The following is a 23,680-nucleotide window of genomic DNA, read 5'->3' on the forward strand; positions in this document are numbered from 1 at the left end:
AAGGCTTCCAGCGCTTGTCGGGGCTAAACGGCTGCTTCCGCTTTTCTTTATTCAGGCTTCGTGAAGGGTTCAATGATGTTTTCCAGAGCCATGCCCCGGGAACCTTTCACCAAAATCACCGAGTCTTTGTTTGTGTATTTTTTCAACAGGTCGATAATCGGGCCGTAATCATTTTCGCTCCACAGCAGCTTGCCGCTGTAGTCAGGCTGGAGCTTGTCGTATAGCCATTTCATGCGCGGGCCATAGAGGCACACCCCAGTCAGACTGCCAGAAATGTATTTGCTCAACGCTTCGTGATAAGTTTGTTCGTCATCTCCGAGTTCCAGCATATCGCCAAGAACGACCCATTTCTTTTCCTTCATCGTTGTTTCACGAATGAAATTCAAAGCCGCATTCATTGATGATGGAGCAGCGTTGTAAGCGTCATTGATGAACATCGCGCCGTTTTGTGCTTGAACCATTTGCATGCGCATATCGGTTAAAGCCGCATCCTTCAAGGATTTCCGAATTTGTTCTTCCGACAAACCTGCTTCAAGCGCAATCAAGATAGCTGCCAATGTATTTTTTACCTGATGTTCACCTAATACCGGAATGGTGAACGCGGCATCTATAATTCCACTGACCATAAAACTGCTGCCGTTTTCAGTAGCTTTGATATCTGTCACTGTCAATTCGTTATTGTCGTCAAATCCAAAAGAAACGCCTTGCGGAAAATCTTCCATAAAAGGCTGCAGCAGGGGCTCGTCTCCGTCATAGAAAAGTTTGCCGTGTTGCTGAAGGCCGGCAGTGATTTCGAACTTTGCTTCTGCAATGGCTTCACGCGATCCCAGATCCTGCAAATGCGCTTCCCCAATGTTGGTGATAATGGCGTAATCGGGACGGGCCAGCTCAGATAGAAATTCAATCTGCCCTTTGCCGCTCATGCCCATTTCCAGGACAGCGACTTTGGTGTCTTCATCCAAAGAAAGGATTGTCAAAGGGAGACCCAGTTCATTGTTGAAGTTGCCCGGTGTTTTTTGCACTTTGAAATAAGGTTTTAACACACTTGCCACCAGATCTTTTGTCGAAGTTTTGCCGTTGGAACCTGTAATTCCAATAACCAGCGCCGACAATTCATCGCGGTAAGCACGGGCCATTTCCTGCAAAGCGGCTTCGCAGTCATCCACATACAGCAAAGGCAGATCTTCCGGGGCACCGGGTTCATCGCGCTGCCATAAAGAAGCCGCCGCACCTAATTCAATGGCTGAACGGACATATTTATGTCCATTCACATTTTCGCCACGGAAAGGAATGAACAAATCGCCTGGCTTAAGCGTTCTCGTATTAATCGAGGCCCCTGTAATGTCAAAGCCTTTTAAATTAGTTTTGATATTCAGCCATTTGGCTACTTGCTCAATCTTTTTTTTCATTTGGTTTCTCCACTCAATCTATTTTAACTTGCAGTAATTGTTTTTCTTCATGACGTTCAATCGCTAAAGCGATCAGGCGTTCAATCAGTTCCGGGTACGGCAATCCGGTGTGTTCCCAAAGCAGCGGGAACATGCTGTAAGGCGTGAAGCCCGGCAAGGTATTGACTTCATTGATCAAAATTTCGTTGGCTTCAGTGACAAAAAAGTCTGCACGCACAAGTCCCGAACAATCCAGGATTTTAAAAGCTTTCTTGGCGTCAGTTTGCAATTTCTCATAAACTGCATTGTCCAGCTCAGCAGGAATAATCATCGCTGTATTGCCGTCTTTGTATTTTGCCTGGTAATCATAAAACGCTTTTAGCGGTTTGATCTCTCCGGCAACCGAGCAGTCAGGCTCATCATTTCCAAGCACACCCACTTCAATTTCACGGGCAACCACTCCCTGCTCGACGACAATCTTACGGTCAAACTTCAAGGCTTCTTTAATGGCTGCAATCAATTCTTCACGAGTATCCGCCTTGCTGATGCCGACACTCGATCCTAAATTCGCGGGCTTTACAAAAACCGGCCAAGCGAGTTCTGCCTCTATTTTATCCAGCCAGAAATCCTGCTTCTTGTCCCAGTCTCTTCTTATAAAATACACATAAGGGGTTTGTTTTAAACCTGCCTGTTCGAACAATTGCTTCATGACCACTTTGTCCATGCCTGCCGATGATGCCAGCACACCATTCCCAACATATGGGATATTCATGACTTCAAGCAATCCCTGGACAGTGCCGTCTTCCCCGTTCGGTCCGTGCAATAAAGGAATGATGACATTCAGCGCTTCACCGCTTTCGGCGGGAAGGAATCCGGAGATGTCATTCGGCTTTGAAGATTGTCCAGCCAACTGAAGCTGTTCAATTGTTTTTGCCGTTTCTTCCAGGCGGGCGCCTTTTCTCCATTCGCCATCCTGCGTGATGTAGATCGGATACACTTCATATGCATCAAAATCAATAGCTTTTGTAACTGCAAGGGCGGTTGACAGGGAAACTTCATGCTCTGCCGATTTGCCTCCATATAATAAACCAATTCTTTTTTTCATCCAAGAAACCTCATTTCATTATCCATATTGCTTAGTTTATCACGAACCTTCAGTGACGAATATTTTTTTCCTGCCAGCCCTCGAAATTTTTCCGGCCGGGCAGTCCTGCAATGAAGCATCGCAGAAAAAATAATTTCGCCGGCTGCCGGCTTTCGTAAAAAATAGCGTGCCGATCAAACCATCACGAGCCTTTCCGATGCCTATCCATACTGCATACCCTGTTCCCAAGGCAATAGTCGTCAAGGCTAAAGACAATGGCCCGAAACTAAGTGCCCAGACAAAATGGGCGACGCTGCATATAATTTTTCTGCTGCATCAAAAACAACTTTAAAAAATCTTGCCGCAGCCAAAATCAACCCGAAAAAAATAATACCTGTTTCCAGGTATTATTTCCATACTTTTTGTTTTCTGTCGTAGACGATTTTACGTGAAATCCCCTGCTTTGTGTATTCTTCAATATCGGACCAGAACTCGTCGAGAAAGGAGATTTCCTCTACCGGACGAATATGCAATTCGATGGTGTTCTTTGTTTTTTCGGGGTCTGCCAGTGAGATGAGCACGCCTTCACGGTAATTCTTCTTTAGAGATTGCAGAATTTCGGCAGGCAGTTCCGGAATCAGGTCTTTAGATTTTCGGCGCCAGAAATTCTGTCCATTCTCTTCCCGACGAATTAAGTACGTGAAATAATTTCCGACAAGCTCATTCAGGCGCTCTAATTTGCGGAAGTAAATTTTTGTGGTTTCTTCTTCTTCGCTGGATAGATAGACAAACTCATTTTGAAGGGTCGAGTAAAATGGTGTCTTGACTGGTTCTTTTTTATGGCCGATGTACAACAGTTCTGCTTGTTCCTGGGGCGTCAGGGAATTTAATTGTTTTTCACTTTTGAAATCAATCCAGCAAAATTCGCTTTTTTTGTTTGCCCGCGCTTTCCGCAGCTGCCCAAACTCTTCCTGTGTAGCGAATTCCATATGAGTGTGCATGTTAAAAGAGGCATCTTCGTATGGGTGTTTTAACAACAACAGATTTTTAGGCAATTTCATCGCATCCAAAAAATGGGCAAAGGTAAGTCCGCTGAATAAGGCAAACTGATCAGATTCGTTCAGATAAATATATAAATGCTGTATGTAAGCATCCGTGTTCAACGGTTTTTTTACCATATCCCCCACTCCATTCCATTTTCTATTATACGACCAAAAGGGCTAAATATGAAACATCTCTGCTTCAAATGCGTCATTACTTTTGTCATGCGCATATTACAGATTTATACGTTATAATATATTCCGACTCATAATAATAAAAAGTACAGGTGAAAATACATGCAAACTAACAAAAGCTTCACCGATCGGATCGATTGGTCGCTGGCTTTCCTCTTATTTCTGTTCTTTATCGTCAGCTTGGTGGCTATTTCCTCAGCTCAGACTTCCGGTCAGTATTTAACGAATTTCGTCCCAAGACAAGCTTTATTTTACATCATTTCTACTGGAATGATTGCGGTATTGATGTATTTCGATCCAGAACAATATAAAAAGATGGCTTATTATTTATACGGATTCGGCATTTTACTGCTTGTTCTGTTAATGATTTCGCCAGACGGCGTAGGCCAAATAGCCGAACCGGTCAATGGAGCCAAAGCCTGGTTCCATACGCCATTTGTCAATATTCAGCCGGCTGAATTTATGAAAACCTTCTATATACTTGCACTCGCAAAAATGATTTCTACCCACCATGAACAAAACCTGCTGAAATCCATCAAATCCGACTTTTATTTACTTGGAAAAATTGCCCTTTGTCTAGCCATACCTCTGGGCTTTATCCTGCTGCAGCCTGATTTAGGAACTGCTCTGGTGTTTATCGCAATCACTTTAGCTATTGTCGTGGTTTCAGGAATCTCCTGGAAAATCATTGCGCCCAGCTTTGGCGGGGTTGCTGTCGTTGGCACGTTGCTGCTGTGGATGACCATCAATGCCCAGGATTTCCTGTCCAATGCTTTTGGTTTAAAGCCTTACATGTTTGAACGGATTTATACATGGCTCGATCCTTACTCTTATGCAGAAGCCGGCGGATACAACCTGATTGCTGCGATGAACGCCATTGGCTCGGGTGAAGTGTTCGGAAAAGGCTACCAGGGACGCCAAGTCTATGTACCGGAAAACCATACAGATTTTATCTTCACTGTTATCTCGGAAGACTTCGGATTTATCGGTGCCAGCGCCGTCATTATCCTATTCTTTATGCTGATTTACCACTTGACCAAAATCACACTGCAATTCAAAGACACATTCAGTACCTATGTATGTGCAGGAATTATCGCGATGATTACATTCCATGTATTCCAAAACATCGGCATGACGATTCAACTTTTGCCAATCACCGGGATTCCGCTTCCTTTTATCAGCTACGGAGGCAGTTCATTGATCGGCAACATGCTGGCACTTGGCATAGTCTTCAGCATGAAATTCCATCATAAAAACTACATGTTCGATAAAAGCAAAAAATAAAAACTCCGACTTCCTGCGTCGGAGTTTTTATTGTTGAGATTGCGCTTGAATTGGTTGAGGCAAGCCAATCGCTTTTATTAATTCAACGCGGGATTTTGTGATTTTTGCTTGGATTCCAAGTTTCGATAAATTTGAAACAATATTGCGAACATCCACATTTTTCGCCATCCATATCACCTCTTTTAATTTTTCATTGCTTATAGGAACGTATATGAACTTGCCATGTTTCAGGGGCAAGGTATAAATTGTTGACTTTTCTGTGTCTATGTTTATAATACCATCATTTCAGGATTTTAAACTTATCATTTTGATGACAATTGCGAATATGATGTAAATCGCTTGATTTATATACCCCTAAGAGGTATGCTGGAGTCAGAAATAAAGATGGGAGGATCTTCAGATGAGCGAACTGATTGAAGAACCCTTTGTAATGGATAACTCTTGCCGCAAAAGCCATCACCCCCTGTCTGTAAAACGGGATTTGACCAACCGGTTGAATCGTATAGAAGGCCAGGTCCGCGGCATTAAAGGCATGGTGGAGAAAGATGTTTACTGCGATGACATCATTACGCAGCTTGCCGCCACTCAATCTGCATTAAACAGTGTCACCAAAGTTTTGCTGGAAGGCCATTTGAAGGGCTGCGTCAAAGACCGGCTGGAAAATGGAGAAGAAGAAGTGTTGGACGAATTGCTTATCACGATTCAAAAAATGATGCGTAAATAAAAGGAGGAATTTTTTATGAAAGAACAAATCAACTTGCAAGTCAGCGGCATGACATGCCAACATTGCGTGAGCTCAGTAAAAGATAGCGTTATGGCTTTACCCGGCATCGACAAAGTCGAAGTGTCTCTAGAAAACGGTTCTGTTGATGTCGCTTACGATGGAGCGGCAGTCGAAGTCAACCAAATTGCGGAAGCAATTGAAGATCAAGGGTACGATGTTGCAATGTTAAGCGAATAACTGCGGAAACGCAGTTATTTTTTTCAAAATAATATACCCCCAATAGGTATATATCTTCCAAAAGGATGGGATTGTTATGAGCACTAAACAAACTGAGCTGGCGATTACCGGCATGACGTGCGCCGCCTGTGCGAACCGCGTCGAAAAAGGGCTTCAAAAAATGCCTGGCGTTTCAGAAGCCAGCGTCAACTTCGCCACTGAAAAAGCTTCGGTGATCTTTGACGACAGCCAGGCATCCATGACAGATGTCCAGCACAAAGTAGAGCAATTGGGATATGGCGTGCAACAGGAAGAAATTGATTTTTCCATACAGGGCATGACCTGTGCCAATTGCTCAGCACGCATAGAAAAAGTGTTGAATAAAATGGAAGGTGTTCAATTGGCCAATGTCAATCTGGCGATGGAAACCGGACATGTATCCTACAATCCCGGAACTGTCACTCCCGAGGACTTTGTCAAACGAATTCAGTCACTGGGTTATGATGCCGTCCTCAATCAGAAAACCGAAGAAGCGACAGACCACAAAGAACAGGAAATTAAAAAGAAAACACGTCTGTTCTGGATTTCTGCTGCTCTTTCTCTTCCATTGCTATGGACCATGTTCAGCCATTTTTCCTTTACTTCATGGATGTATGTACCTGAAATCCTCATGAACCCGCTCGTTCAATGGGCATTGGCAACACCAGTCCAATTTTGGATTGGCGCTTCCTTCTATAAAGGAGCCTACTTTGCATTGAGAAATAAATCTGCCAATATGGATGTTCTGGTCGCCCTTGGCACATCAGCCGCTTATTTTTACAGCGTCTATCTGGTTCTGGCAAACTGGAATATGGGGCATAACATGGGCTTGTATTTTGAGACCAGTGCTGTTTTGATCACTTTGATCATTTTAGGAAAAGTTTTTGAAGCAAGAGCCAAAGGCCGTTCTTCTGACGCCATCAAAAAGCTGATGAAGCTGCAGCCGCAGCATGCCTTGGTTGAACGTGGGGACGAGTTTATCAGCTTGCCGATCTCAGAAGTGAAAACCGGAGATATCCTGTTGATAAAACCTGGGGCCTCCATCCCGGTTGATGCAGCTGTCCTTTCAGGCAACTCGGCTGTAGATGAATCCATGCTGACAGGTGAAAGCTTGCCGGTCGACAAAGAAACGGGTGACGCGGTATTTGCGGCCACCGTCAATTCCAATGGGTCGCTTCGTGTACGAGCCGATAAAATCGGCAAAGATACCGTCTTATCGAATATCATTCGCGTCGTTGAACAGGCGCAAGGCTCTAAAGCGCCTATCCAGCGGCTTGCTGACCAAATCTCCAGCATCTTTGTTCCGATCGTCGTAGGGATTGCCATTGCCACATTTATCGTTTGGTATTTCCTGGTTGCACCCGGCAACTTTGCCGCTGCACTTGAAAGCACCATCGCGGTTCTGGTCATCGCCTGCCCTTGTGCACTTGGTCTCGCTACACCGACCTCCGTCATGGCTGGTTCGGGCCGGGCTGCCGAGCAGGGTGTCCTGTTCAAAACCGCAGAATCCCTGGAGAATACCAAACACATCGATACTGTCGTTCTGGATAAAACGGGCACCATCACCAACGGGCGTCCTGTCGTAACAGACTTTATTCCGGCAGGTGATTTTGATTTGGATGAGTTGAAGAATTTGGCGGCCAGTGCCGAAAGCCAATCCGAACACCCGGTGGCGCAGGCCATCTCTGAGTATGGTGTATCATCCTTGAGCGTCAGTCGTTTTAGCGCGGTTCCGGGGCACGGCATCCGCGCAACAGTAGCCAATCGGGAAGTAGTTATGGGAAATCGGGCCCTGATGGACGGGCTTGAGCTTGATGAAGCCCAGGCTGAAGCTTTTGAACGCGACGGAAAGACCGTTATGTTCATCGCAGTTGATGGGCAATACAGCGGCCTTATCGCAGTAGCAGATACCATTAAGGACACCGCAAAACAAGCGGTCCAGGAAATGAAAAATATGGGGCTCCATGTTGTCATGCTGACAGGAGACCAAGAACGGACAGCATCAGCTATTGCCAAACAAGTTGGCATCGATGAAGTGTTTGCAGGCGTCCTCCCTGCTGAAAAAGCAGATGTGGTGCTGAAGCTTCAAGCGCAAGGCCGGCGCGTCGCAATGGCCGGAGACGGCTTGAACGATGCACCCGCGCTAGCCAGCGCAGATGTCGGCATGGCTATGGGCACCGGAACGGCCATTGCCATGGAAGCGGCCGATGTCACCTTGATGCAAGGCGATTTGATGCGCGTCGTTGATGCCATTCAGATGAGCCGATTGACGGTCCGGAATATCAAGCAAAACTTGTTTTGGGCACTTGCCTACAATTCCATCGGCATTCCAATTGCTGCAGCCGGTTTCCTGGCTCCGTGGCTTGCTGGTGCAGCCATGGCGTTCAGTTCCGTATCGGTTGTCATGAATGCATTGCGCCTCCAGCGCGTGAAATTGGATAAATGACAATCAGTTTGCCGAAGAGGTCCAGAAATGGGCCTCTTTTTCCTGTCATTGTTCTATAGATGAAACAAGAGTAAAATAAGGGCATATTCTTTTGAGAAAGCAGGAACCTCTTCTTATGAAAAAAACCATTTTACTGCTGATGTCTGTCCAGTTTTTCGTTTACTTGGGATTTGGTATTATCATCCCTATTTTACCTGAAGTCGTTGTTCAGCAAGGCTACTCGGAAATCCACGTTGGCGGCCTGATCACCATCTATGCGCTGTCTTCTTTTTTCACTGCCCCGCTATGGGGAAAGCTTTCGGACAAAACGGGCCGCAAGAAACTGATCCTTGTCGGCTTGGCCGGATTCTGCTTAAGTTTCTTCCTGTTTTCGCTGTTCCTCGATAACTTGGCATTGCTCTACCTTTCGCGCATTGTCGGCGGCTTGTTCTCGGGTGCACTTTACACCGCTGTAACAGGATACGTGGCAGACATCACAACAAACGAAGAACGCAATAAATACATGGGGCTTCTTGGCATGTCGATTGGCCTTGGATTTATTTTCGGACCTGCCATTGGCGGATTGCTCGGTTCAGTCTCCCTCTCTCTCCCGTTCACGGTATCTGCGGTTCTTGTTCTGCTGTTGATGGGCTACGCAAGCCTTGTTTTAAAAGAACCTGTCCGAAAAGGCGAAGCAGTGAAGCGTGCGCTTTTGCCAAAAGGCTCAAGCACACTTTGGCAATTCCGCATCCGGTATTTGTTCCTGTTTTCATTTATGGTGACTTTCCTGCTCGCCGGATTGGAATCAACTTTCCAACTGTTCCAAATCGACCAAATTGAAATTACACCGCTTCAGCTCGGCTACTTATTTATAGCCAGCGGACTTGTAGACGCTGCAATCCAGGGCGGCGTTGTTCGCCGCATCAAAGATGGTGCCGAAACAAAATGGATTATCGGTGCGCAAATTGTTACAGCTCTCGGTTTAGTGATCCTGCCCTTTACCAGCAGCCTGATTTTTGCCGGTGTTGCCCTCAGCATCTTTACTGCCGGCAATGCCTTGGCACGAACTGCCTTGGTGTCGCTGACCTCTAAAGAATCAGGCGGCAAATACGGGACAGCTGCCGGCATGACGTATTCAATGGACAATCTTGGCCGCATCATCGGGCCATTGACGTTTACATGGCTGCTGACGATGCAAGCCGGCAGCATTTATTTTTTATCGGCCGCTTTAGCGATTGCCAGCATCCTGCTGATCCTGCTCTATAAAGCTTCCACTAAAACTTTGCGAACAACAGGAAAAGCCAGTGCTTCTGTATAAAAACTATAAGTTTAACTAAAAAAGCATCGCTGAGAGCGGTGCTTTTGTGATGGGGAATAGGGGATCCTTATCTCACATATAAAAAATCAGCCAAAATACATGCAACATCATAATGAAGCCGTATAGCGAATTAACACCAATAAAGGCGCAGCGCCAAATGCGGGACTGAATCCAGATAAAAGGCGTGTAAAGAAAACCGAAAAGGCAAAGAGATAAGAAAAGCTTTGTCGCTAAAAGTGTCAGTGGAGAGAATGATGCCAATAATGGATTTGCCTCGGTTATGGCTCCAAATGAAAGACCTATATAAGTTAACAGCCCATCGAGGAAATTCAAGATAACCAAACTCCAGACATGCTTCCTTAAAGGCGCTTTGCGCTTTTCCATCCCTATGTGCCACATCCTCACTCGATCAGTCATGTGTACTTAGTAATGGATTACCCAAAAAACATTATTTTTAGACAACAAAACCAGGTATTTATTCACATATTTTAACCCTTCCGCATTAACTCCTTGTGAATTCCATTAAAAAACTGGCAGACACCCAAAAGGCGCCTGCCAGTTTTAAAAATTAAATTTCGCCGGAATTAAACGGCGCTTCCGCTCCCCTTAGTAAGGTGATCCCCCATTAATATGGAGAACCTGCCCTGTGACGTAAGAGGAGTCGTCGGACGCCAGGTAGACATAGCCTGGTGCCAGTTCGTCCGGCTGCCCTGGACGCTGCATCGGTGAATCGGTTCCAAAGCCTTCCACCGTTTCGGCATCGAAGGATGCGGGAATGAGCGGTGTCCAGATTGGACCAGGTGCTATGCCGTTAACCCGAATCCCTTCTTTGACAAGAGAACCTGATAAAGCACGGGTAAATGCCAGAATGGCTCCTTTTGTTGACGAATAATCAATCAATGTCGGCTCCCCGCGGAAAGCGGTAATGGAGGTCGTGTTGATAATGGATGCTCCAGGTTTTAAGTGGTCCAATGCCGCTTTAGTCAAATGGAACATGCTGAAAATATTAGTGCGGAATGTCCGCTCCAGCTGTTCTGCAGTAATATCTTTCAGAGACTGCTGGACATACTGTTCGGCTGCATTATTGACCAGCACATCCAATTTGCCGAATTCATCGATCACTTTCCGGATTACTTCCTTGCAAAAAGATTCATCCCCGATATCTCCAGCGATCAGCAGGCAACGGCGTCCTTCCTGCTCGACAAATTTCTTCGTTTCTTCCGCGTCTTCATGTTCATCAAGATAGGCGATTGCGACATCCGCCCCTTCTTTCGCAAACGCAAGCGCTACGGCACGGCCAATTCCGCTGTCCCCTCCGGTAATTAATGCTGTTTTGTCAGGCAGCCGATGGGCCTGGCCAGCCAAGTTTCCTTTGAAATCCGGTTTAGGGTCCATTTCTGCTTCAAATCCCGGTTGCCTTTCCTGTTCCTGTGCCGGTACATTTTCTGGTTTGTTTTTATCCATCATTCATCATCCTCTCACTTAAATAGTATGGTTTTTCCGGTTTTTCCCTTATTCTTACAAACTAAAACTATTCATGAAAAAAGCCAGCTCCTCTTACTTACAGAGGTTCTGGCTGGTTCGGAAGAGCTTCTTGGAGTTCAGGATGGGCTTCCTTCAGAACAGATGGACGCATCAAGTAGCTGGTCAATGCAATCAGGCAAAGGCTGCTTGTTCCAACAATATATTCTGCGGGCACCAAATCATACAGCAATCCGAACAACAGATAACCGAGCGGCATCATGGCCATCACCATCGATTCAAGAATACCGAAGACACGGCCTCGATATTCTTCTTCGACGTCCTTTTGCATCATGACTCCGATCGGCGTGTTGACAAACACATTAGTGATGCCGAAAACTAGCATAAGCATTAGGAAATAAACAACCGTGACACCATAGGACATGACAATTACGAGCGGCACTCCCATTCCTGCAAGCAGCAAGGACATTCCCAATATCCCTCTTTTAGCAAACAGCAAAGGAAACTTCACTTCTTTGCTGACAGAAAAATAAATGGAAGCTGCCAGCATACCCACCGCAATCATTGCTTCAATCATTCCAAAATGCGTCGCTTCCACCTGCAATTGCTGTACAGCGATAAATGGCAAGCCAATCATCAATGAAGAAAAAAAGAAATTGATGCCAATGGCAGTTGTCACAATGACCATGATGACCCGGTTGGATTTCAAATAAGAAAATCCTTCTTTCATCTCTGTCAGCATTGTCTTCTTCATTTCATCTGCAGCGTTTTCGGCGTGCGCTGTAAACAGCCGGAAGTTCATCGTCGACTCCAACAGCACTGCAATAGCATAGGCAGCAACTTGAATCCCTAAAAACACGTTTATCGATACGAATCCGAAGAGGATGCCGCCAACCACCGGCCCGCCTATCGCAGCAATCGAAATGGCCGACTGGTTAAAGCCCATTGCCCGTTGAATGCGATCCGGATCAATGAGGTTGGCGATCGAAGAAGAAAACGTGACACCGGTAAACATCGAACTGACTGACAGCAGTGCGGTCGTTGTATAAATGGCTGTTAGCGACAAGCCGTTTGTCAGACCAAACACCAGCAAGCCCGCTACTGCCAGCATGCTGGCCAGTTGGGACAGGATGACGATCGCTTTTTTTGAATACTTATCCGCAGCGTATCCAGCAAATGGCGCGAGTAAAGATCTTGGCAATATGCTGCAGATCAGGTTAATCGCAAAACTTGCGGCTGACCCGGTCAATGCCAATACGTATAAACTGATGCCAAATGCATAAACAGAGCTGCCGAATGTAGAAATCAACTTGCTGGCCGTAAACGTGTACAGGTGATAGGTTGCCCGTTTGATGCGTACTGCTTCCTGCATGATTTCACTCCTCCAGTGAAAGTTTAATTTAATTAAACAAAATATAACATAGAAAAACTGGCGTTGCAAGATAAAGTTTAATATAATTAAACTAAGGAAAGGATTGGTGATGGCATGGCCACTTTAGGCGAACGCATCAAAGATTTGCGCAAACAAAAGGGCTTGACGCTGCAAGCTTTAGCAGGCGATCAACTGACTAAAGGCATGTTGAGTTTGATCGAAAATAATAAAGCCAACCCTTCAATGGAAAGTCTTTCTTATATAGCAGAGCGACTGGCGGTGGATCGCAATGAGCTGCTCGAAGATATCCCGACCAATGAATTGAGAAACTTACTGGAAAAGATCGAGCAGCTTTATACGCAGGAAATGATCAGTGATGAACTGATTGTGAAATACAAGGAAATTGCCCGTAAAATAAAACCTTATATCGACAAGCTTCCTTTCCGCTATGAGTCCGCACGGCTTCTCGAAATTTACAGCCGTTGCAGCTACCACACCAAACAGGATGGCTGGCAGGGACCTTTAGAAAAGGCGGAGGAAATTTACGAAAACCTGCACATGATCAACCAAAGTGCGGATCTCCATATTTTCAGAGCGATGATGGCTTTCACCGAGCATCGATACAGCGAAGCCTTGGATATGATCCAAGCATCGAGAAGTGTTTTTAAAGAGCGCACCGGTATTTTAGACCCGTTAAAAAAATTGGATTTCGACTATTATGAGTCCATCCTCTATTCGGCTGTCGGAGATACGGATAACTCTAAACGGCTGATGGAGGACGCTATCGATTTCTCCAAAAAGAAGCAGCTGTTTTACCGCATTGATGCGCTTTATCGCCTCGCCGGCTTCCAGGCAGTTTTGAATGGGGATAGAGCAAGCAAAGATCACTATATTTCTAAGCTTCGCCTATTTGCTGACTTTACCGATAGCAAAGAAATCAAAGCTATCGCAGATGCCATAGAAATTCATTACTTGAATTCTTTTGTGCATGATTACAAGGCAGCTGATGCATTGATTGAGAAGAATTTGGAAAAGCATCAGGAAGATAAAATCTTTTTGTTCGCATTGGAAAAAGGCAAAGCCTTGTATGGGATGGGGCGGTTGGAGGAAGCATTGGGCTGGCTGAAAAAGCACACACTTTGGGAGTTTCTTCATCACCCTTACGATTTGTCCATGCACTACGAAAAGGATGCATACATGGCAATGATTTATATGAAGCTCGGCAACAGTGAACTCGCCGTAAAACATGCCACGATCGCTAAAAACCTGATTGAACCCATGCCTGATTTGCCATACAAAACATTCATTCTAGACGTTTACAAACAAGTGACTGCATAGCAAAAGCCCGCCATTTTTTTAATGGCGGGCTTTTGCTATGCATGATAACGCTGATAAATTTTATAAAAATCCAAGAACTGCTGCCAGTCCTTTTCAAATTCAGGCTGGATGCAGGAGATTTGAAAAAGTGCACGGTCTTTCAAATAGCCGCTCGCTGCATGGAGTTCGAATCCCGACAGATGGGCGTCCTGAAAAAGAAAACGATTTTCTGCTGCCGTCTTAAAAGTCCGGGATGTCGGGTAGCCAGCTGACAGCGATGGCCAATCTTTCGTATCTTCCTGCAACTGTTTAAAGCGCTTATCCAACAGCCCATAACGCTCAGGGTATGTGTTTAAGGCTCGCTTCAAGCTCTCCAACAAGCTCGAGGGGAATGTAAAAGGAATGTTCGCAGAATATAGCCCCAGATCCAAATAGCTAGGCAACTTGTTATCCGGCATGATTTTATGATGCGCAAAGACAATAGCGATCCCGCTCATCGTTCCCACCGCCTTGCCGCTTGCAGCGGTTGCCAGCCAAACCCCTCTCAAGGAAAATGGCAGCGCCCCAAAACTGCTGATGCAGTCCAGGCATAACCGGATCCCCTTCTGCAAACAGATCTCAGTTAATTCACGAAAATCATTTAGTTGGCCGGTCGAAGTTTCACCATGGACCATAAGCACCCAGTTATAATTTCCTGTTTCCAGCTTTGAGACGATTTTTTCAATATCAAAAGCCTCGCCCCACGAAGCGCTTTCCACCACATAGTCCAACCCAAGGCGGTCCGCTTGATTGACCAGCCTCCTGCCAAATTCGCCATTCACCAGAATCAATCCCTTAGAGTCCAACCGCTTGATTTGCGCAAGCATCGCTTCATTGGCTAAAGTTCCGCTGCCGGCCAACAAATAAGGTGTGGATTCAGCCATCTCGTATAGCAGGCGGTCCACTTCCTGACGAATTTCCTGAAAAGCCACCGATCGATGGGAAATAGGTGGTTCCTGAAATGGTGCTGCAAGTTGCGCTGCCAAAACAACAGGGCCTGGCACGAACAGCCGGCGTTTTGTCTGCAGCCTTGCCGCTACAGAATCGCTGTATTGACGGCGCGTCACAACCATCGGGACGAACACTGCCTCGCCCTCACCTACCGGATCGGCAAACGGCTGAAACCCTAATTGGCCATACAGTTTCAATTGCCGTGTTGTTCCGGAAATAATTGCAGCTTCGAAGCCTTGTTCCAGGCAATAATCGGATAAGGCGCGCGCTAAAAGAAAAAAGACACGGCCATTGCGATGCGCTTTGCGGACAGCCAGCAGACGGATTTCGCAGATTCGGCTTACATCCGGCAGAAAACTTTCCACTTTCCCGATTTTCAGATCCAGGGAAAAAGGACGTTCAGACCGCAACGCAATCATGCCCACTACATCCATCCCCGACAGCACAATCAAGTAGGTATTTTGCCCATGAAAAGGATCGGGGCGCATGCCACTGGAATCTGCCTGATGTTGAGGAATTTCTTCGACAAATGTCTCGTAATTTAAGCGCGCTATTTCATCGAATTCCTTCTTTGTCCGGGCAATTTTGCACCAATACACAGCTGTCCGCCCCCTTCAACTTTTAAATGCATCTTCTACTTGATAAAGACTTAAATTGATCTCCACAGGTTCCCCGAGCACGAGCTTTGCCAGCTGCCCGCCAAGATAAGGGCCGGCAGTCAGCCCCGAAGCTCCGAGCCCGTTTGCTGCAAAGAAGTTTGGTTGTCCCGGAACCTGCCCGATAAATGGCAGGGCACTTGTTGTTGCTGGACGAAATCCTGTTGCCGCACCTGCTATCTCCGCTTTCCCAAGTCCAGGTGCCGCTTCCAGGGTTTTGTTTAGAATGTGGTGAACCCCATCCGCTGTCAGTTTGTCATCAAAGCCAGCACCGTTTTCGTGCGTTGCCCCGGCGACAATCCTGCCGTCATCAAAAGGAACGATGTATTGGCCATAAGGAACCATTGCAACCGGCCATTTTCCGGTCAGCTGCCCTTCTGCCTGCAAATGAAGAATTTGGGCTTTCTGCGGCACAATATCCAAATCCAGCCCTAAAGGCTTGAACAATTCTGCAGCCCAGGCGCCTCCTGTTGAGACAACCCGATCTGCCACCAGATGTTCCCCATCTATATCAACGCCAATGACCTGCGAATTCTCAATGAGCAATTTGGCATCGCCCATCAGGTATTTCGCTCCCAGCTTTACCGCTGCCGAAATTAAAGCGTCGCGAATGGCATGGCCATCGACACGAGCAGCCCCACTGACCCATAACGACCCGTATTCTTCTGTCGCAAACGGAAAAAGCTCTCTTGTTTCCTCTGGTGTCAATCGCTTGATGTCCCCCATTTCAGGTGCATCCAGGCGGCGCTCGTATGCCTTCTGCTCCATTTTATCGAGTTTGCTGTCTTCGTGGATACTGACAATGCCGACTTGTTTGTAGCCCGTGTCTGTTTCACCCAAAGCCTCAAGCTCACGGATCAATTCCGGATAATACTTGGCTCCGTTTTTAGCCAATCCGTACCAGGCTTTATTTCTTCGCTGCGAAATCCACGGACAGACGATTCCTGCTGCCGCTCCTGTGGCCTGCCCTTTGTCGCCCCGGTCTACCAATACGACGGATGCCCCTGCTTTTGCTGCATGGTAAGCCGCAGAAGCTCCTAAAATTCCAGAACCGATAATAATCAATGATTTCATTTTAACACCCAGTTTCACAAAGTCTTGTGCCTCTATTCTAATCCAGACAGCAGAGAGACTCAAACTCATTCCATAAATTTTACAGTCAGCGGATTCAGATTTGAAATTTGGGGTAAAGTTATATTAGGAAGTTAACGGAAGTTTACTAGAGGAGGAATCAGATTTATGGAAAGAAGCACAGCAACCGAAAACATTTTACCCATGACATCTATTCGAAGCGGGTCTGGAACTGAAATAGCTCCTGACGTATATTGCTATACCGTGCAAGTGGCAAATGTCTTCTTTATCGGAAATCCCAACATCAGCAACGAATGGGTATTGGTCGATGCAGGCATGCCACATTCCGCAAAAAAGATTCTCAAAGCGGCCGAAAACCGTTTTGGCCCCGACCATCAACTAAAGGCCATCATTTTGACGCATGGCCATTTTGACCATGTGGGCGGGCTGATCGATATTCTGGAGCAACACAAAGTTCCGGTCTATGCACACCCGCTGGAATTCTCATATTTGAAAGGCATAACAGATTATCCAGAGCCCGATACTTCCGTTGAAGGAGGCATGGTAGCGAAAATGTCAAAAATTTTCCCTACCCAAGCCATCGACATCACCGCACATATCCATGAGTTGCCATCAGACGGCAGTGTACCGGAAATGGCAGGCTGGAAATGGATCCACACTCCAGGCCATTCAGAAGGCCACATCTCGCTGTTCCGGGAGCAAGGACGCATTCTTATTGCAGGAGATGCTTTTGTAACGGTAAAACAGGATTCACTCCACAAAGTCTTGCGCCAGAAAAAAGAAATACATGGCCCACCTGTCTACTTGACCACCAACTGGCGCGCCGCTTGGGAATCCGTTTGCAAACTGGCCGATCTTCAGCCTTCCATTGCGGCAACCGGACACGGCAAACCGATGACAGGAGCCCTGCTTGCCAAAGGGCTAGTCGATCTCGCTGAGAACTTCCAAACCACTGCTGTACCCGCTTATGGAAAATACGTCCATACAAAATAGGCGAAGCAATCAGCAAAAACAGCGGGCGATCCTGCCGCTGTTTTTTGCTGATTTCATATAATTCGAAAAAAAATCACAATTAAATGTTTAACCTTTTCTGGATACGGGTAAACAAATAAAGCAGTCTCTGCTTTTATCAGGAAATTTAGTAAGTCTAAATAAGGAGTTGAGCTTTGATGAGTAAGAAAGCATTATTTATTTCGGATCATGGTGATCCTTTAGCTAAACTCGGTGGCAAACAAGCGGGTGGCCAAAATAATTACGTAAAACAACTAGCACTTGCATTGGAAGATAAAGGTTGGCAAGTTGACGTCGCCACACATTGGTGCGACTCTTCCGCTCCCCAAATAGAAACATTCGGAACCGCATGCCGTGTAATCAGACTGGAAGCGGGACACAGAGGATTTGTTTCAAAAGATGAAATGTACTCCATGCTTCCTGCCTTTTATGAGGAAATGAAAAGTACGATGAATCTTGAATCCTATGATATCGTCCATACCCATTATTGGCTCTCTGGCCTAATCGGCAAAAAGCTGAAAAAAGACTTTGGCCTGCCATACGTACACACTGCACATTCACTTGCGTGGGCAAAAGAAAAAGCAACAGGCGTCCATGACCAGCGCCGAATAAACGCTGAAAAAGCGATTTTGAAAAATGCTGATCAGGTATTGGCTACCACCAATAATGAAAAACAATTGATCAAAACTTTTGTTGATTCTCCTTCTCCCATCAAAGTTATCCCCATCGGAGTAGACCAAGCATTCAAAGTGCGCGGCAACCGAACGCATTTACGAAAGAAATTCGGCTACAGCAATCCTCTCTTTGTTTTTGCTGGAAGATTAGAAGTGACTAAGGGTATTTTCACTTTACTCAAAGCTTTTCAATTGCTGGCAGAAAAAACAGGCCCTTCCAACACTCCACATCTAGTGATTGCAGGCGGAGATGCGGAATCCATAGATTTCGAAACCAAACTTCCAAAAGATGAAAAGTTGCGTGAAGCCATTAGAGGCATCGAGGATCGGGTCGAGTTTTTAGGGCCACAGTCTCAAGATGAACTTGCCCTATTATTCAATTCAGCTACGGCAACAATTGTGCCAAGTTTCTATGAATCATTTGGAATGGTAGCTGCAGAAGCCCAGGCTTGCGGCAGTCCCATCATTGCGTCAGATGTCGGTGGGCTCAAGAACGTTGTTCAGGACGGCATCACCGGCCTGCTCGTTGAAACGAAAAACGAAATCGACCTGGCAATTGCAATGGAAGTCTTGTCAGCGAATACGCTGTTAACGGAACGTTTAAGCCGCCAAGCGGTGCAAATCGCCCGCAAAGACTTTGATTGGGATTCCATTTCCACTCGCATAAATTCATTGTATGAGGTGATCATTAGTGCACGGAGCAACGCATTTGTTAGCAACAGATTTGGACGGAACACTGGTCGGTGATGCCAGCAGTTTAAAAGCGCTGTTGGATTTCTATGACAGCCAAACCTATCAGGTTTCACTGATTTATATTACCGGGCGCCATTATCAGTCCGCTTTATCTCTCATCACAGAAGAAAATTTACCGGTTCCCCACGTGCTGATTACAGATGTGGGAACCGGCATTTACATAGGCGATCAGCTGGAGCAGGATTTGGAATGGACGAGGCGCCTGGAACAATCCTGGAATCCCGAGAAAATCGATTTGGTTGCCAGCCGGATATCGGGGCTTGCTTCCCAAAATCTGCCGATTACGAATCGCTGTTCCTATTTTGCTTCTGATGCTGCTGTCGTGGAAGCTTTCGGCTCAGCGTTGAATACAGCCGGTATTTTACACAAACTGATTTACAGCGGCGGCCGGGATGTCGACATTCTTCCGTCCGGAAGCGGCAAAGGGCAGGCTCTGCAGTATATTCTGGATAAATACAGCCTGGCCGATGCAAAATTATTAGTAGCCGGTGATTCCGGCAACGATGTGGAGATGCTTACCATGGGCTTTCCTTCAGTCATTGTTGGAAATGCACAGCCCGAGCTGCTTCAACAAGCTGAACACCCTTCTATTTACCGCGCTAAACAAAAATATGCTGGCGGTATCCACGAAGCATGGAACCATTTCTATACAGATTGACACCTATCCCCTTTGAGCATAAAAATTTGTTCAAGGGGATTGTTTTATTGTTCAATCGAAAAGCTTGCAGAGTAATCGTTTGTTTTTTTGCTTATATGGTTTATATTTAGTAGGAAGCTATTTTATATTCGGGAAGTTTAAATACATAAAGCCAGTTAACGTCAATCCACAACAGGAGGAAATTGAGATGAGCAAAGTTTCGAATCTACAAAAAGAGTCCCTGGTTATGCTAAAAGAAACAAGCCGGACCTTTTTCATCCCAATCAGCTTTTTGGAACCTACTTTAAAGAAAACTGTCGGCTCTGCCTACCTATGTATGCGAGCAATTGATGAAATTGAGGATCACCCAGAGCTGGATGATCAAGTGAAAATCACTCTGCTGAGCAGTATTCAACAGATGTTGGCTACTGAATTTGATGAGGCGCGCTATTTAGAACTTGTCACTCCTTATGAACAGTTTCTGCCTCCTGTCACGATGCGCCTGGCTGACTGGATCAGCGTATGCCCTGAAGACATCAAAGGAAAAGTGATGGAGTCTACCGCCATCATGGCCGGCGGCATGTCTAAATGGGTGGAAAAAGATTGGGTTATCAAAACCAAAGAAGATCTGGATGAATATACGTATTATGTGGCAGGCCTTGTCGGCACCATGCTGTCAGACATCTGGCATTGGTATGACGGCACCGAAACGGATCCCGATCATGCCATCGCCTTCGGCCGTGGGCTGCAGGCAGTCAACATGCTGCGAAATTACGACGAAGATTTTGAGCGGGGCGTGACATTTGTACCAGAAGGCTGGACACGTGAAGATATGTTCAACTATGCCAAAGATAATTTGGCCAAAGCAGATTTATATGTTAAACCGATCAAAAATAAGCGGATTTTGATGTTCTGCAAAGTTCCATTGGCTCTAGCCCACAGTACTTTAAAAGCATTAAAGTCAGGAAAAGAAAAGATGAGCCGCCAGGAAGTGGAAGGCATCGTCGAGCAATTGAAACAAGAAGAGCGCTTAAGTTAATTTTTTCCGGCCTTAGCTTTCCCGAGAGGCCGGTTTTTTTTGAGTTGCTGTACATTATTTGTATAATATAGGCATTTTTAATAAGATAGAAGCTGAACCAGTAAATCACTTCTTGGAATTCCGCAGCAAGCTCTATAGAATCTGGTGCGCAAGCTTCAAAGTTAAAGATAAACTTCCCCCATAGCAGGGAATAGGCTAAGCGATTGAAATGATAGAGAATAGTTGGTTTCTTTAACTCAGCTTACACAAGAACTACAAGTTAGGAGAATCCCCATGACTGTGACCATTTTCAGTGTTTTCACTGCCGCTATTTTCATATTCAATATTGTCCTGGCTGCAGCTCTCGTATTTCTTGAAAGACGGGATGCCTCTTCTACATGGGCCTGGCTGCTGGTTCTATTTTTCATCCCTATACTAGGGTTCTTCATTTACTTGCTTTTGGGCAGAAAGTTGCGTAAAAAAACGCTTTTTAAATGGGAAAGCACCAGTAAACGAATCGGCATCGAGAGCCTGATTGCACATCAAATGAATGAGCTGCATGATGACGGCTTTCAATTCCAAAATGCCAATACAAAAAATTACAAAGATTTGATTTATCTGCACCTGCGGAATAATGGCGCTTTGCTGACTCAAGACAATAGCATCCAAATTTTCAATGACGGTCGAGTAAAGTTCAATTCACTGCTTCAGGATATTGAAAACGCCACAAACCACATTCATATCCAATATTATATTTTCCGGTTGGATGAACTAGGCACACGGATTGTAGACGCTTTGACCGAAAAGGCAAAAGAAGGAGTCAAAGTGCGCTTGCTTTATGACGATATGGGCTCGCGGAGCTTGAGCAAACGGCATTTCAAAAAACTGACAGCGGCTGGAGGAGAAGTTGAAACCTTCTTCCCTTCAATTTTGCCGATTATCAATCCCCGATTGAATTACCGAAACCACCGAAAAATTGTCGTGATTGACGGCCAAGTTGGCTATATCGGCGGGTTCAACGTAGGTGATGAATATATTGGGCTAAGCCGAAAGTTTGGTTATTGGCGAGACACCCACCTGCGCATTGAAGGCAGTGCACTGCATCCTTTGCAGACGCGCTTTATTCTGGATTGGAATCAGGCTTCTGCACACCACGACATTGAATACGATGAATTTTTCTTCCCCCTCAAGCCAGCCAGAGGAAACACCTCCATGCAAATTGTTTCCAGTGGCCCCGACGAAGAATGGGAACAGATTAAAGATGGCTACCTGAAACTGATCAACCTGGCCAAAGACTATATTTACATACAGACTCCTTATTTTATTCCGGACGCCAGTTTTTACGATGCGATTCGCATTGCTGCTTTGTCGGGCATCGATGTACGCATCATGATTCCCAACAAACCGGACCACCCTTTTGTTTACTGGGCCACCTACTCATACGCAGGGCAGATGCTAAGAGCAGGAGCTCGGGTTTTCATCTACGACAACGGCTTCCTGCATACAAAAATGATTGTGACAGACAATAAAGCAGCTACCGTCGGAACAGCCAACATCGATGTCAGAAGTTTTAAACTGAATTTCGAAGTCAATGCCTTTATCTATGATGAGCAAGTATCCAGCGATCTCGCAGAACTATTCCATCAGGATATGAAGCTTTCGACTGAATTGACTTATGAAATGTATTTGGAACGCACCCGAATGATCAAAACCAAAGAATCCATTGCCCGTCTGTTGGCACCTATCTTATAAAAATAAAAATTTTCGCCAAACATGAATAATCACTTATTTTCCCATAGAAAAACGTCTCCGAAAAAATGGAGACGTTTTTTGCTTTCTTAAATTCCTAAATATTCTTCCAGTGTAATGCCTTTTTCATAAACTTCTGCAGCAACCTCTTTGCCGACATAACGGAAATGCCAGGATTCATGCATATAGCCGGTGATTTGTTCACTGCCTTCAGGATAGCGCAGGATAAATCCATATTCATGGGCATTTGCTGCCAGCCATTTGCCGCCAGCGGTATCGCCAAAGGATGCTGATGCCCAATGCTGTTCCTGTCCCGCTTCACCGATATCAAACGCCAGACCCGTCTGATGTTCTGAATAGCCAGGGCGTGCGCTGTATCGGTCTGCCGCTTGTTGGCCATCTTTGGCTACATAGCCTTCATATAATTGTTTTTGCCGCGCAAAATCGCGATACGTACTGAATGCGGAAAGATTAAGGCCCTCTTTGGCTGCCGCAGCTTTCATCGCTTCAAAAGCGGTTCGCGCTTCCGGAACTTCCCCAGGTGCATAAGTTTCAGGCAATGGATGCTGCTTGTTCGCAAGCAGCACGCCATTGATCAAAGTCGGTTCCGTGGGCAGTACACTGTTTTCCGGATAAACAGTCGCATCAGGCGCCTCTTCTGCTGCAGGCTCTTCTTCCGGTGTTTCCGGCTCTTCAGGTTCGGTCGGCACTGCGATTTCCTCTTTTGGCGCTTCTGTAGCAGGCTCTTCAACTGACACAGCCTCTGCCAATGCTTTCATGCTTTGCTCAACGTCCCAGTCATGTATGTAAAACCATGCAGCTGCCAGAGCAGCCATAATTGCTGACACACTAATCACCATCCATTTTATATAGAACTTTTTGTCTTTTTGTTTTAGCTTCTCCATAAACTTCATGCCAAGCCTTCCTTCTGTCAACTTCTTTATTATTCTACCATTCTTGTTGCTGAATTTCTTCTTCCACGGGCAGTATTTTCTTGAAGGTTTATTCTGCATCTTCACAAAACTCAAAGACGAGACTGTTATTTTCATATGCATTAAACCAAATAATCCATGTTCAAAACGACCCCCATATTCCCTATGTTTTTTCCGAATAAATAAGTATAAACACATAAGGAGTGGAAACATTGGATCGTATAACAGAACGTGATATCCAGGCTTTGATGAACCAGTTGGATACACTGCTTGAAGAACGAATG

The 23,680-nt window shown here is 45.7% G+C and carries 22 protein-coding genes; 11 read left to right on the forward strand and 11 right to left on the reverse strand.

Annotated elements, in window-relative coordinates; translation table 11 throughout:
- Positions 1–47: 47 nt before the first annotated feature.
- From QOZ98_RS11815 to QOZ98_RS11830, 4 genes are all read right to left on the reverse strand, one after another.
- Positions 48–1,409, reverse strand: a complete 1,362-nt coding sequence (locus QOZ98_RS11815; protein ID WP_308787642.1) for a UDP-N-acetylmuramoyl-tripeptide--D-alanyl-D-alanine ligase — start codon at positions 1,407–1,409, stop codon at positions 48–50.
- Between the two features lie 13 nt (positions 1,410–1,422).
- Positions 1,423–2,493 carry a D-alanine--D-alanine ligase gene (locus QOZ98_RS11820; RefSeq protein WP_308787643.1) on the reverse strand — a complete coding sequence of 357 codons (1,071 nt, stop codon included), beginning with the start codon at positions 2,491–2,493 and terminating at the stop codon, positions 1,423–1,425.
- 39 nt (positions 2,494–2,532) lie between these two features.
- Positions 2,533–2,748 (reverse strand): SMR family transporter, encoded by a 216-nt coding sequence (locus tag QOZ98_RS11825; protein ID WP_308787644.1) that lies wholly within the window; start codon positions 2,746–2,748, stop codon positions 2,533–2,535.
- A gap of 131 nt (positions 2,749–2,879) precedes the next feature.
- Positions 2,880–3,650, reverse strand: a complete 771-nt coding sequence (locus QOZ98_RS11830; RefSeq protein WP_142827263.1) for a hypothetical protein — start codon at positions 3,648–3,650, stop codon at positions 2,880–2,882.
- Between the two features lie 159 nt (positions 3,651–3,809).
- On the opposite strand from QOZ98_RS11830, the gene QOZ98_RS11835 reads away from it, so the two are divergent.
- Positions 3,810–4,991 (forward strand): FtsW/RodA/SpoVE family cell cycle protein, encoded by a 1,182-nt coding sequence (locus QOZ98_RS11835; protein WP_308787645.1) that lies wholly within the window; start codon positions 3,810–3,812, stop codon positions 4,989–4,991.
- A gap of 27 nt (positions 4,992–5,018) precedes the next feature.
- Here QOZ98_RS11835 and QOZ98_RS11840 read toward each other — a convergent pair whose 3' ends face one another.
- Positions 5,019–5,159, reverse strand: coding sequence for an Lmo0850 family protein (locus tag QOZ98_RS11840; RefSeq protein ID WP_185960011.1), 141 nt, complete (start codon positions 5,157–5,159; stop codon positions 5,019–5,021).
- Between the two features lie 232 nt (positions 5,160–5,391).
- On the opposite strand from QOZ98_RS11840, the gene QOZ98_RS11845 reads away from it, so the two are divergent.
- The 4 genes from QOZ98_RS11845 to QOZ98_RS11860 all read left to right on the forward strand — a co-directional run bounded on the left by QOZ98_RS11845 (position 5,392) and on the right by QOZ98_RS11860 (position 9,713).
- Positions 5,392–5,715 carry a metal-sensitive transcriptional regulator gene (locus tag QOZ98_RS11845; protein WP_308787646.1) on the forward strand — a complete coding sequence of 108 codons (324 nt, stop codon included), beginning with the start codon at positions 5,392–5,394 and terminating at the stop codon, positions 5,713–5,715.
- A 15-nt stretch (positions 5,716–5,730) separates the two neighbouring features.
- The gene (gene copZ / locus QOZ98_RS11850; protein ID WP_308787647.1) at positions 5,731–5,952 is read left to right on the forward strand and encodes a copper chaperone CopZ; all 222 of its coding nucleotides are present in this window, start codon (positions 5,731–5,733) and stop codon (positions 5,950–5,952) included.
- Positions 5,953–6,028: 76 nt separating this feature from the next.
- Positions 6,029–8,416, forward strand: coding sequence for a heavy metal translocating P-type ATPase (locus QOZ98_RS11855; RefSeq protein WP_308787648.1), 2,388 nt, complete (start codon positions 6,029–6,031; stop codon positions 8,414–8,416).
- Between the two features lie 115 nt (positions 8,417–8,531).
- The gene (locus tag QOZ98_RS11860) at positions 8,532–9,713 is read left to right on the forward strand and encodes an MFS transporter (RefSeq protein WP_308787649.1); all 1,182 of its coding nucleotides are present in this window, start codon (positions 8,532–8,534) and stop codon (positions 9,711–9,713) included.
- Between the two features lie 72 nt (positions 9,714–9,785).
- On the opposite strand, the gene QOZ98_RS18925 is transcribed toward QOZ98_RS11860, so the two are convergent.
- From QOZ98_RS18925 to QOZ98_RS11870, 3 genes are all read right to left on the reverse strand, one after another.
- Positions 9,786–10,130, reverse strand: coding sequence for a DUF5658 family protein (locus QOZ98_RS18925; protein ID WP_407676710.1), 345 nt, complete (start codon positions 10,128–10,130; stop codon positions 9,786–9,788).
- 189 nt (positions 10,131–10,319) lie between these two features.
- The gene (locus QOZ98_RS11865) at positions 10,320–11,177 is read right to left on the reverse strand and encodes an SDR family oxidoreductase (RefSeq protein WP_308787650.1); all 858 of its coding nucleotides are present in this window, start codon (positions 11,175–11,177) and stop codon (positions 10,320–10,322) included.
- 97 nt (positions 11,178–11,274) lie between these two features.
- Positions 11,275–12,567 (reverse strand): MFS transporter, encoded by a 1,293-nt coding sequence (locus QOZ98_RS11870; RefSeq protein ID WP_308787651.1) that lies wholly within the window; start codon positions 12,565–12,567, stop codon positions 11,275–11,277.
- A gap of 114 nt (positions 12,568–12,681) precedes the next feature.
- Between QOZ98_RS11870 and QOZ98_RS11875 the strand changes: the two genes are divergently transcribed.
- A complete protein-coding gene (locus QOZ98_RS11875) occupies positions 12,682–13,905 on the forward strand; it encodes a helix-turn-helix domain-containing protein (protein ID WP_308787652.1) in 1,224 nt (407 codons plus the stop codon).
- Positions 13,906–13,940: 35 nt separating this feature from the next.
- Here the strand turns inward: QOZ98_RS11875 and QOZ98_RS11880 are convergent, their stop codons facing one another.
- Both QOZ98_RS11880 and QOZ98_RS11885 read right to left on the reverse strand, forming a co-directional pair.
- Positions 13,941–15,473, reverse strand: coding sequence for a GNAT family N-acetyltransferase (locus tag QOZ98_RS11880; protein ID WP_308787653.1), 1,533 nt, complete (start codon positions 15,471–15,473; stop codon positions 13,941–13,943).
- A gap of 15 nt (positions 15,474–15,488) precedes the next feature.
- A complete protein-coding gene (locus QOZ98_RS11885) occupies positions 15,489–16,604 on the reverse strand; it encodes an NAD(P)/FAD-dependent oxidoreductase (protein ID WP_308787654.1) in 1,116 nt (371 codons plus the stop codon).
- A 165-nt stretch (positions 16,605–16,769) separates the two neighbouring features.
- Between QOZ98_RS11885 and QOZ98_RS11890 the strand changes: the two genes are divergently transcribed.
- The 5 genes from QOZ98_RS11890 to cls all read left to right on the forward strand — a co-directional run bounded on the left by QOZ98_RS11890 (position 16,770) and on the right by cls (position 22,467).
- Entirely contained in the window at positions 16,770–17,615 is an 846-nt protein-coding gene (locus tag QOZ98_RS11890) for an MBL fold metallo-hydrolase (RefSeq protein WP_308787655.1), read from the forward strand.
- Between the two features lie 176 nt (positions 17,616–17,791).
- Positions 17,792–19,054, forward strand: coding sequence for a glycosyltransferase (locus tag QOZ98_RS11895; protein ID WP_308787656.1), 1,263 nt, complete (start codon positions 17,792–17,794; stop codon positions 19,052–19,054).
- Positions 19,017–19,718: an HAD-IIB family hydrolase gene (locus QOZ98_RS11900; protein WP_308787657.1), complete on the forward strand. Its 702-nt coding sequence runs from the start codon at positions 19,017–19,019 to the stop codon at positions 19,716–19,718. Before QOZ98_RS11895 ends, QOZ98_RS11900 begins: the two co-directional genes overlap by 38 nt.
- A gap of 187 nt (positions 19,719–19,905) precedes the next feature.
- Entirely contained in the window at positions 19,906–20,736 is an 831-nt protein-coding gene (locus tag QOZ98_RS11905) for a phytoene/squalene synthase family protein (RefSeq protein WP_308787658.1), read from the forward strand.
- Positions 20,737–21,009: 273 nt separating this feature from the next.
- A complete protein-coding gene (cls, locus tag QOZ98_RS11910) occupies positions 21,010–22,467 on the forward strand; it encodes a cardiolipin synthase (protein ID WP_308787659.1) in 1,458 nt (485 codons plus the stop codon).
- Positions 22,468–22,553: 86 nt separating this feature from the next.
- Here cls and QOZ98_RS11915 read toward each other — a convergent pair whose 3' ends face one another.
- Entirely contained in the window at positions 22,554–23,369 is an 816-nt protein-coding gene (locus QOZ98_RS11915) for a M15 family metallopeptidase (RefSeq protein ID WP_308787928.1), read from the reverse strand.
- Positions 23,370–23,680: the final 311 nt, after the last annotated feature.

It is taken from the genome of Planomicrobium stackebrandtii, from assembly GCF_030814955.1.
Taxonomy (GTDB): Bacteria; Bacillota; Bacilli; order Bacillales_A; family Planococcaceae; genus Planococcus; species Planococcus stackebrandtii.

Excerpts from the sequence above, each read along its gene's own strand:
- QOZ98_RS11915 (WP_308787928.1), bottom strand. The coding sequence starts at position 23,369 with ATGGAGAAGCTAAAACAAAAAGACAAAAAGTTCTATATAAAATGGATG.
- cls (WP_308787659.1), top strand. The coding sequence starts at position 21,010 with ATGACTGTGACCATTTTCAGTGTTTTCACTGCCGCTATTTTCATATTC.
- QOZ98_RS11835 (WP_308787645.1), top strand. The coding sequence starts at position 3,810 with ATGCAAACTAACAAAAGCTTCACCGATCGGATCGATTGGTCGCTGGCT.
- QOZ98_RS11885 (WP_308787654.1), bottom strand. The coding sequence starts at position 16,604 with ATGAAATCATTGATTATTATCGGTTCTGGAATTTTAGGAGCTTCTGCG.
- QOZ98_RS18925 (WP_407676710.1), bottom strand. The coding sequence starts at position 10,130 with ATGACTGATCGAGTGAGGATGTGGCACATAGGGATGGAAAAGCGCAAA.
- copZ (WP_308787647.1), top strand. The coding sequence starts at position 5,731 with ATGAAAGAACAAATCAACTTGCAAGTCAGCGGCATGACATGCCAACAT.
- QOZ98_RS11865 (WP_308787650.1), bottom strand. The coding sequence starts at position 11,177 with ATGGATAAAAACAAACCAGAAAATGTACCGGCACAGGAACAGGAAAGG.
- QOZ98_RS11855 (WP_308787648.1), top strand. The coding sequence starts at position 6,029 with ATGAGCACTAAACAAACTGAGCTGGCGATTACCGGCATGACGTGCGCC.
- QOZ98_RS11890 (WP_308787655.1), top strand. The coding sequence starts at position 16,770 with ATGGAAAGAAGCACAGCAACCGAAAACATTTTACCCATGACATCTATT.
- QOZ98_RS11905 (WP_308787658.1), top strand. The coding sequence starts at position 19,906 with ATGAGCAAAGTTTCGAATCTACAAAAAGAGTCCCTGGTTATGCTAAAA.
- QOZ98_RS11860 (WP_308787649.1), top strand. The coding sequence starts at position 8,532 with ATGAAAAAAACCATTTTACTGCTGATGTCTGTCCAGTTTTTCGTTTAC.
- QOZ98_RS11895 (WP_308787656.1), top strand. The coding sequence starts at position 17,792 with ATGAGTAAGAAAGCATTATTTATTTCGGATCATGGTGATCCTTTAGCT.
- QOZ98_RS11875 (WP_308787652.1), top strand. The coding sequence starts at position 12,682 with ATGGCCACTTTAGGCGAACGCATCAAAGATTTGCGCAAACAAAAGGGC.
- QOZ98_RS11820 (WP_308787643.1), bottom strand. The coding sequence starts at position 2,493 with ATGAAAAAAAGAATTGGTTTATTATATGGAGGCAAATCGGCAGAGCAT.
- QOZ98_RS11870 (WP_308787651.1), bottom strand. The coding sequence starts at position 12,567 with ATGCAGGAAGCAGTACGCATCAAACGGGCAACCTATCACCTGTACACG.
- QOZ98_RS11830 (WP_142827263.1), bottom strand. The coding sequence starts at position 3,650 with ATGGTAAAAAAACCGTTGAACACGGATGCTTACATACAGCATTTATAT.
- QOZ98_RS11845 (WP_308787646.1), top strand. The coding sequence starts at position 5,392 with ATGAGCGAACTGATTGAAGAACCCTTTGTAATGGATAACTCTTGCCGC.
- QOZ98_RS11815 (WP_308787642.1), bottom strand. The coding sequence starts at position 1,409 with ATGAAAAAAAAGATTGAGCAAGTAGCCAAATGGCTGAATATCAAAACT.
- QOZ98_RS11840 (WP_185960011.1), bottom strand. The coding sequence starts at position 5,159 with ATGGCGAAAAATGTGGATGTTCGCAATATTGTTTCAAATTTATCGAAA.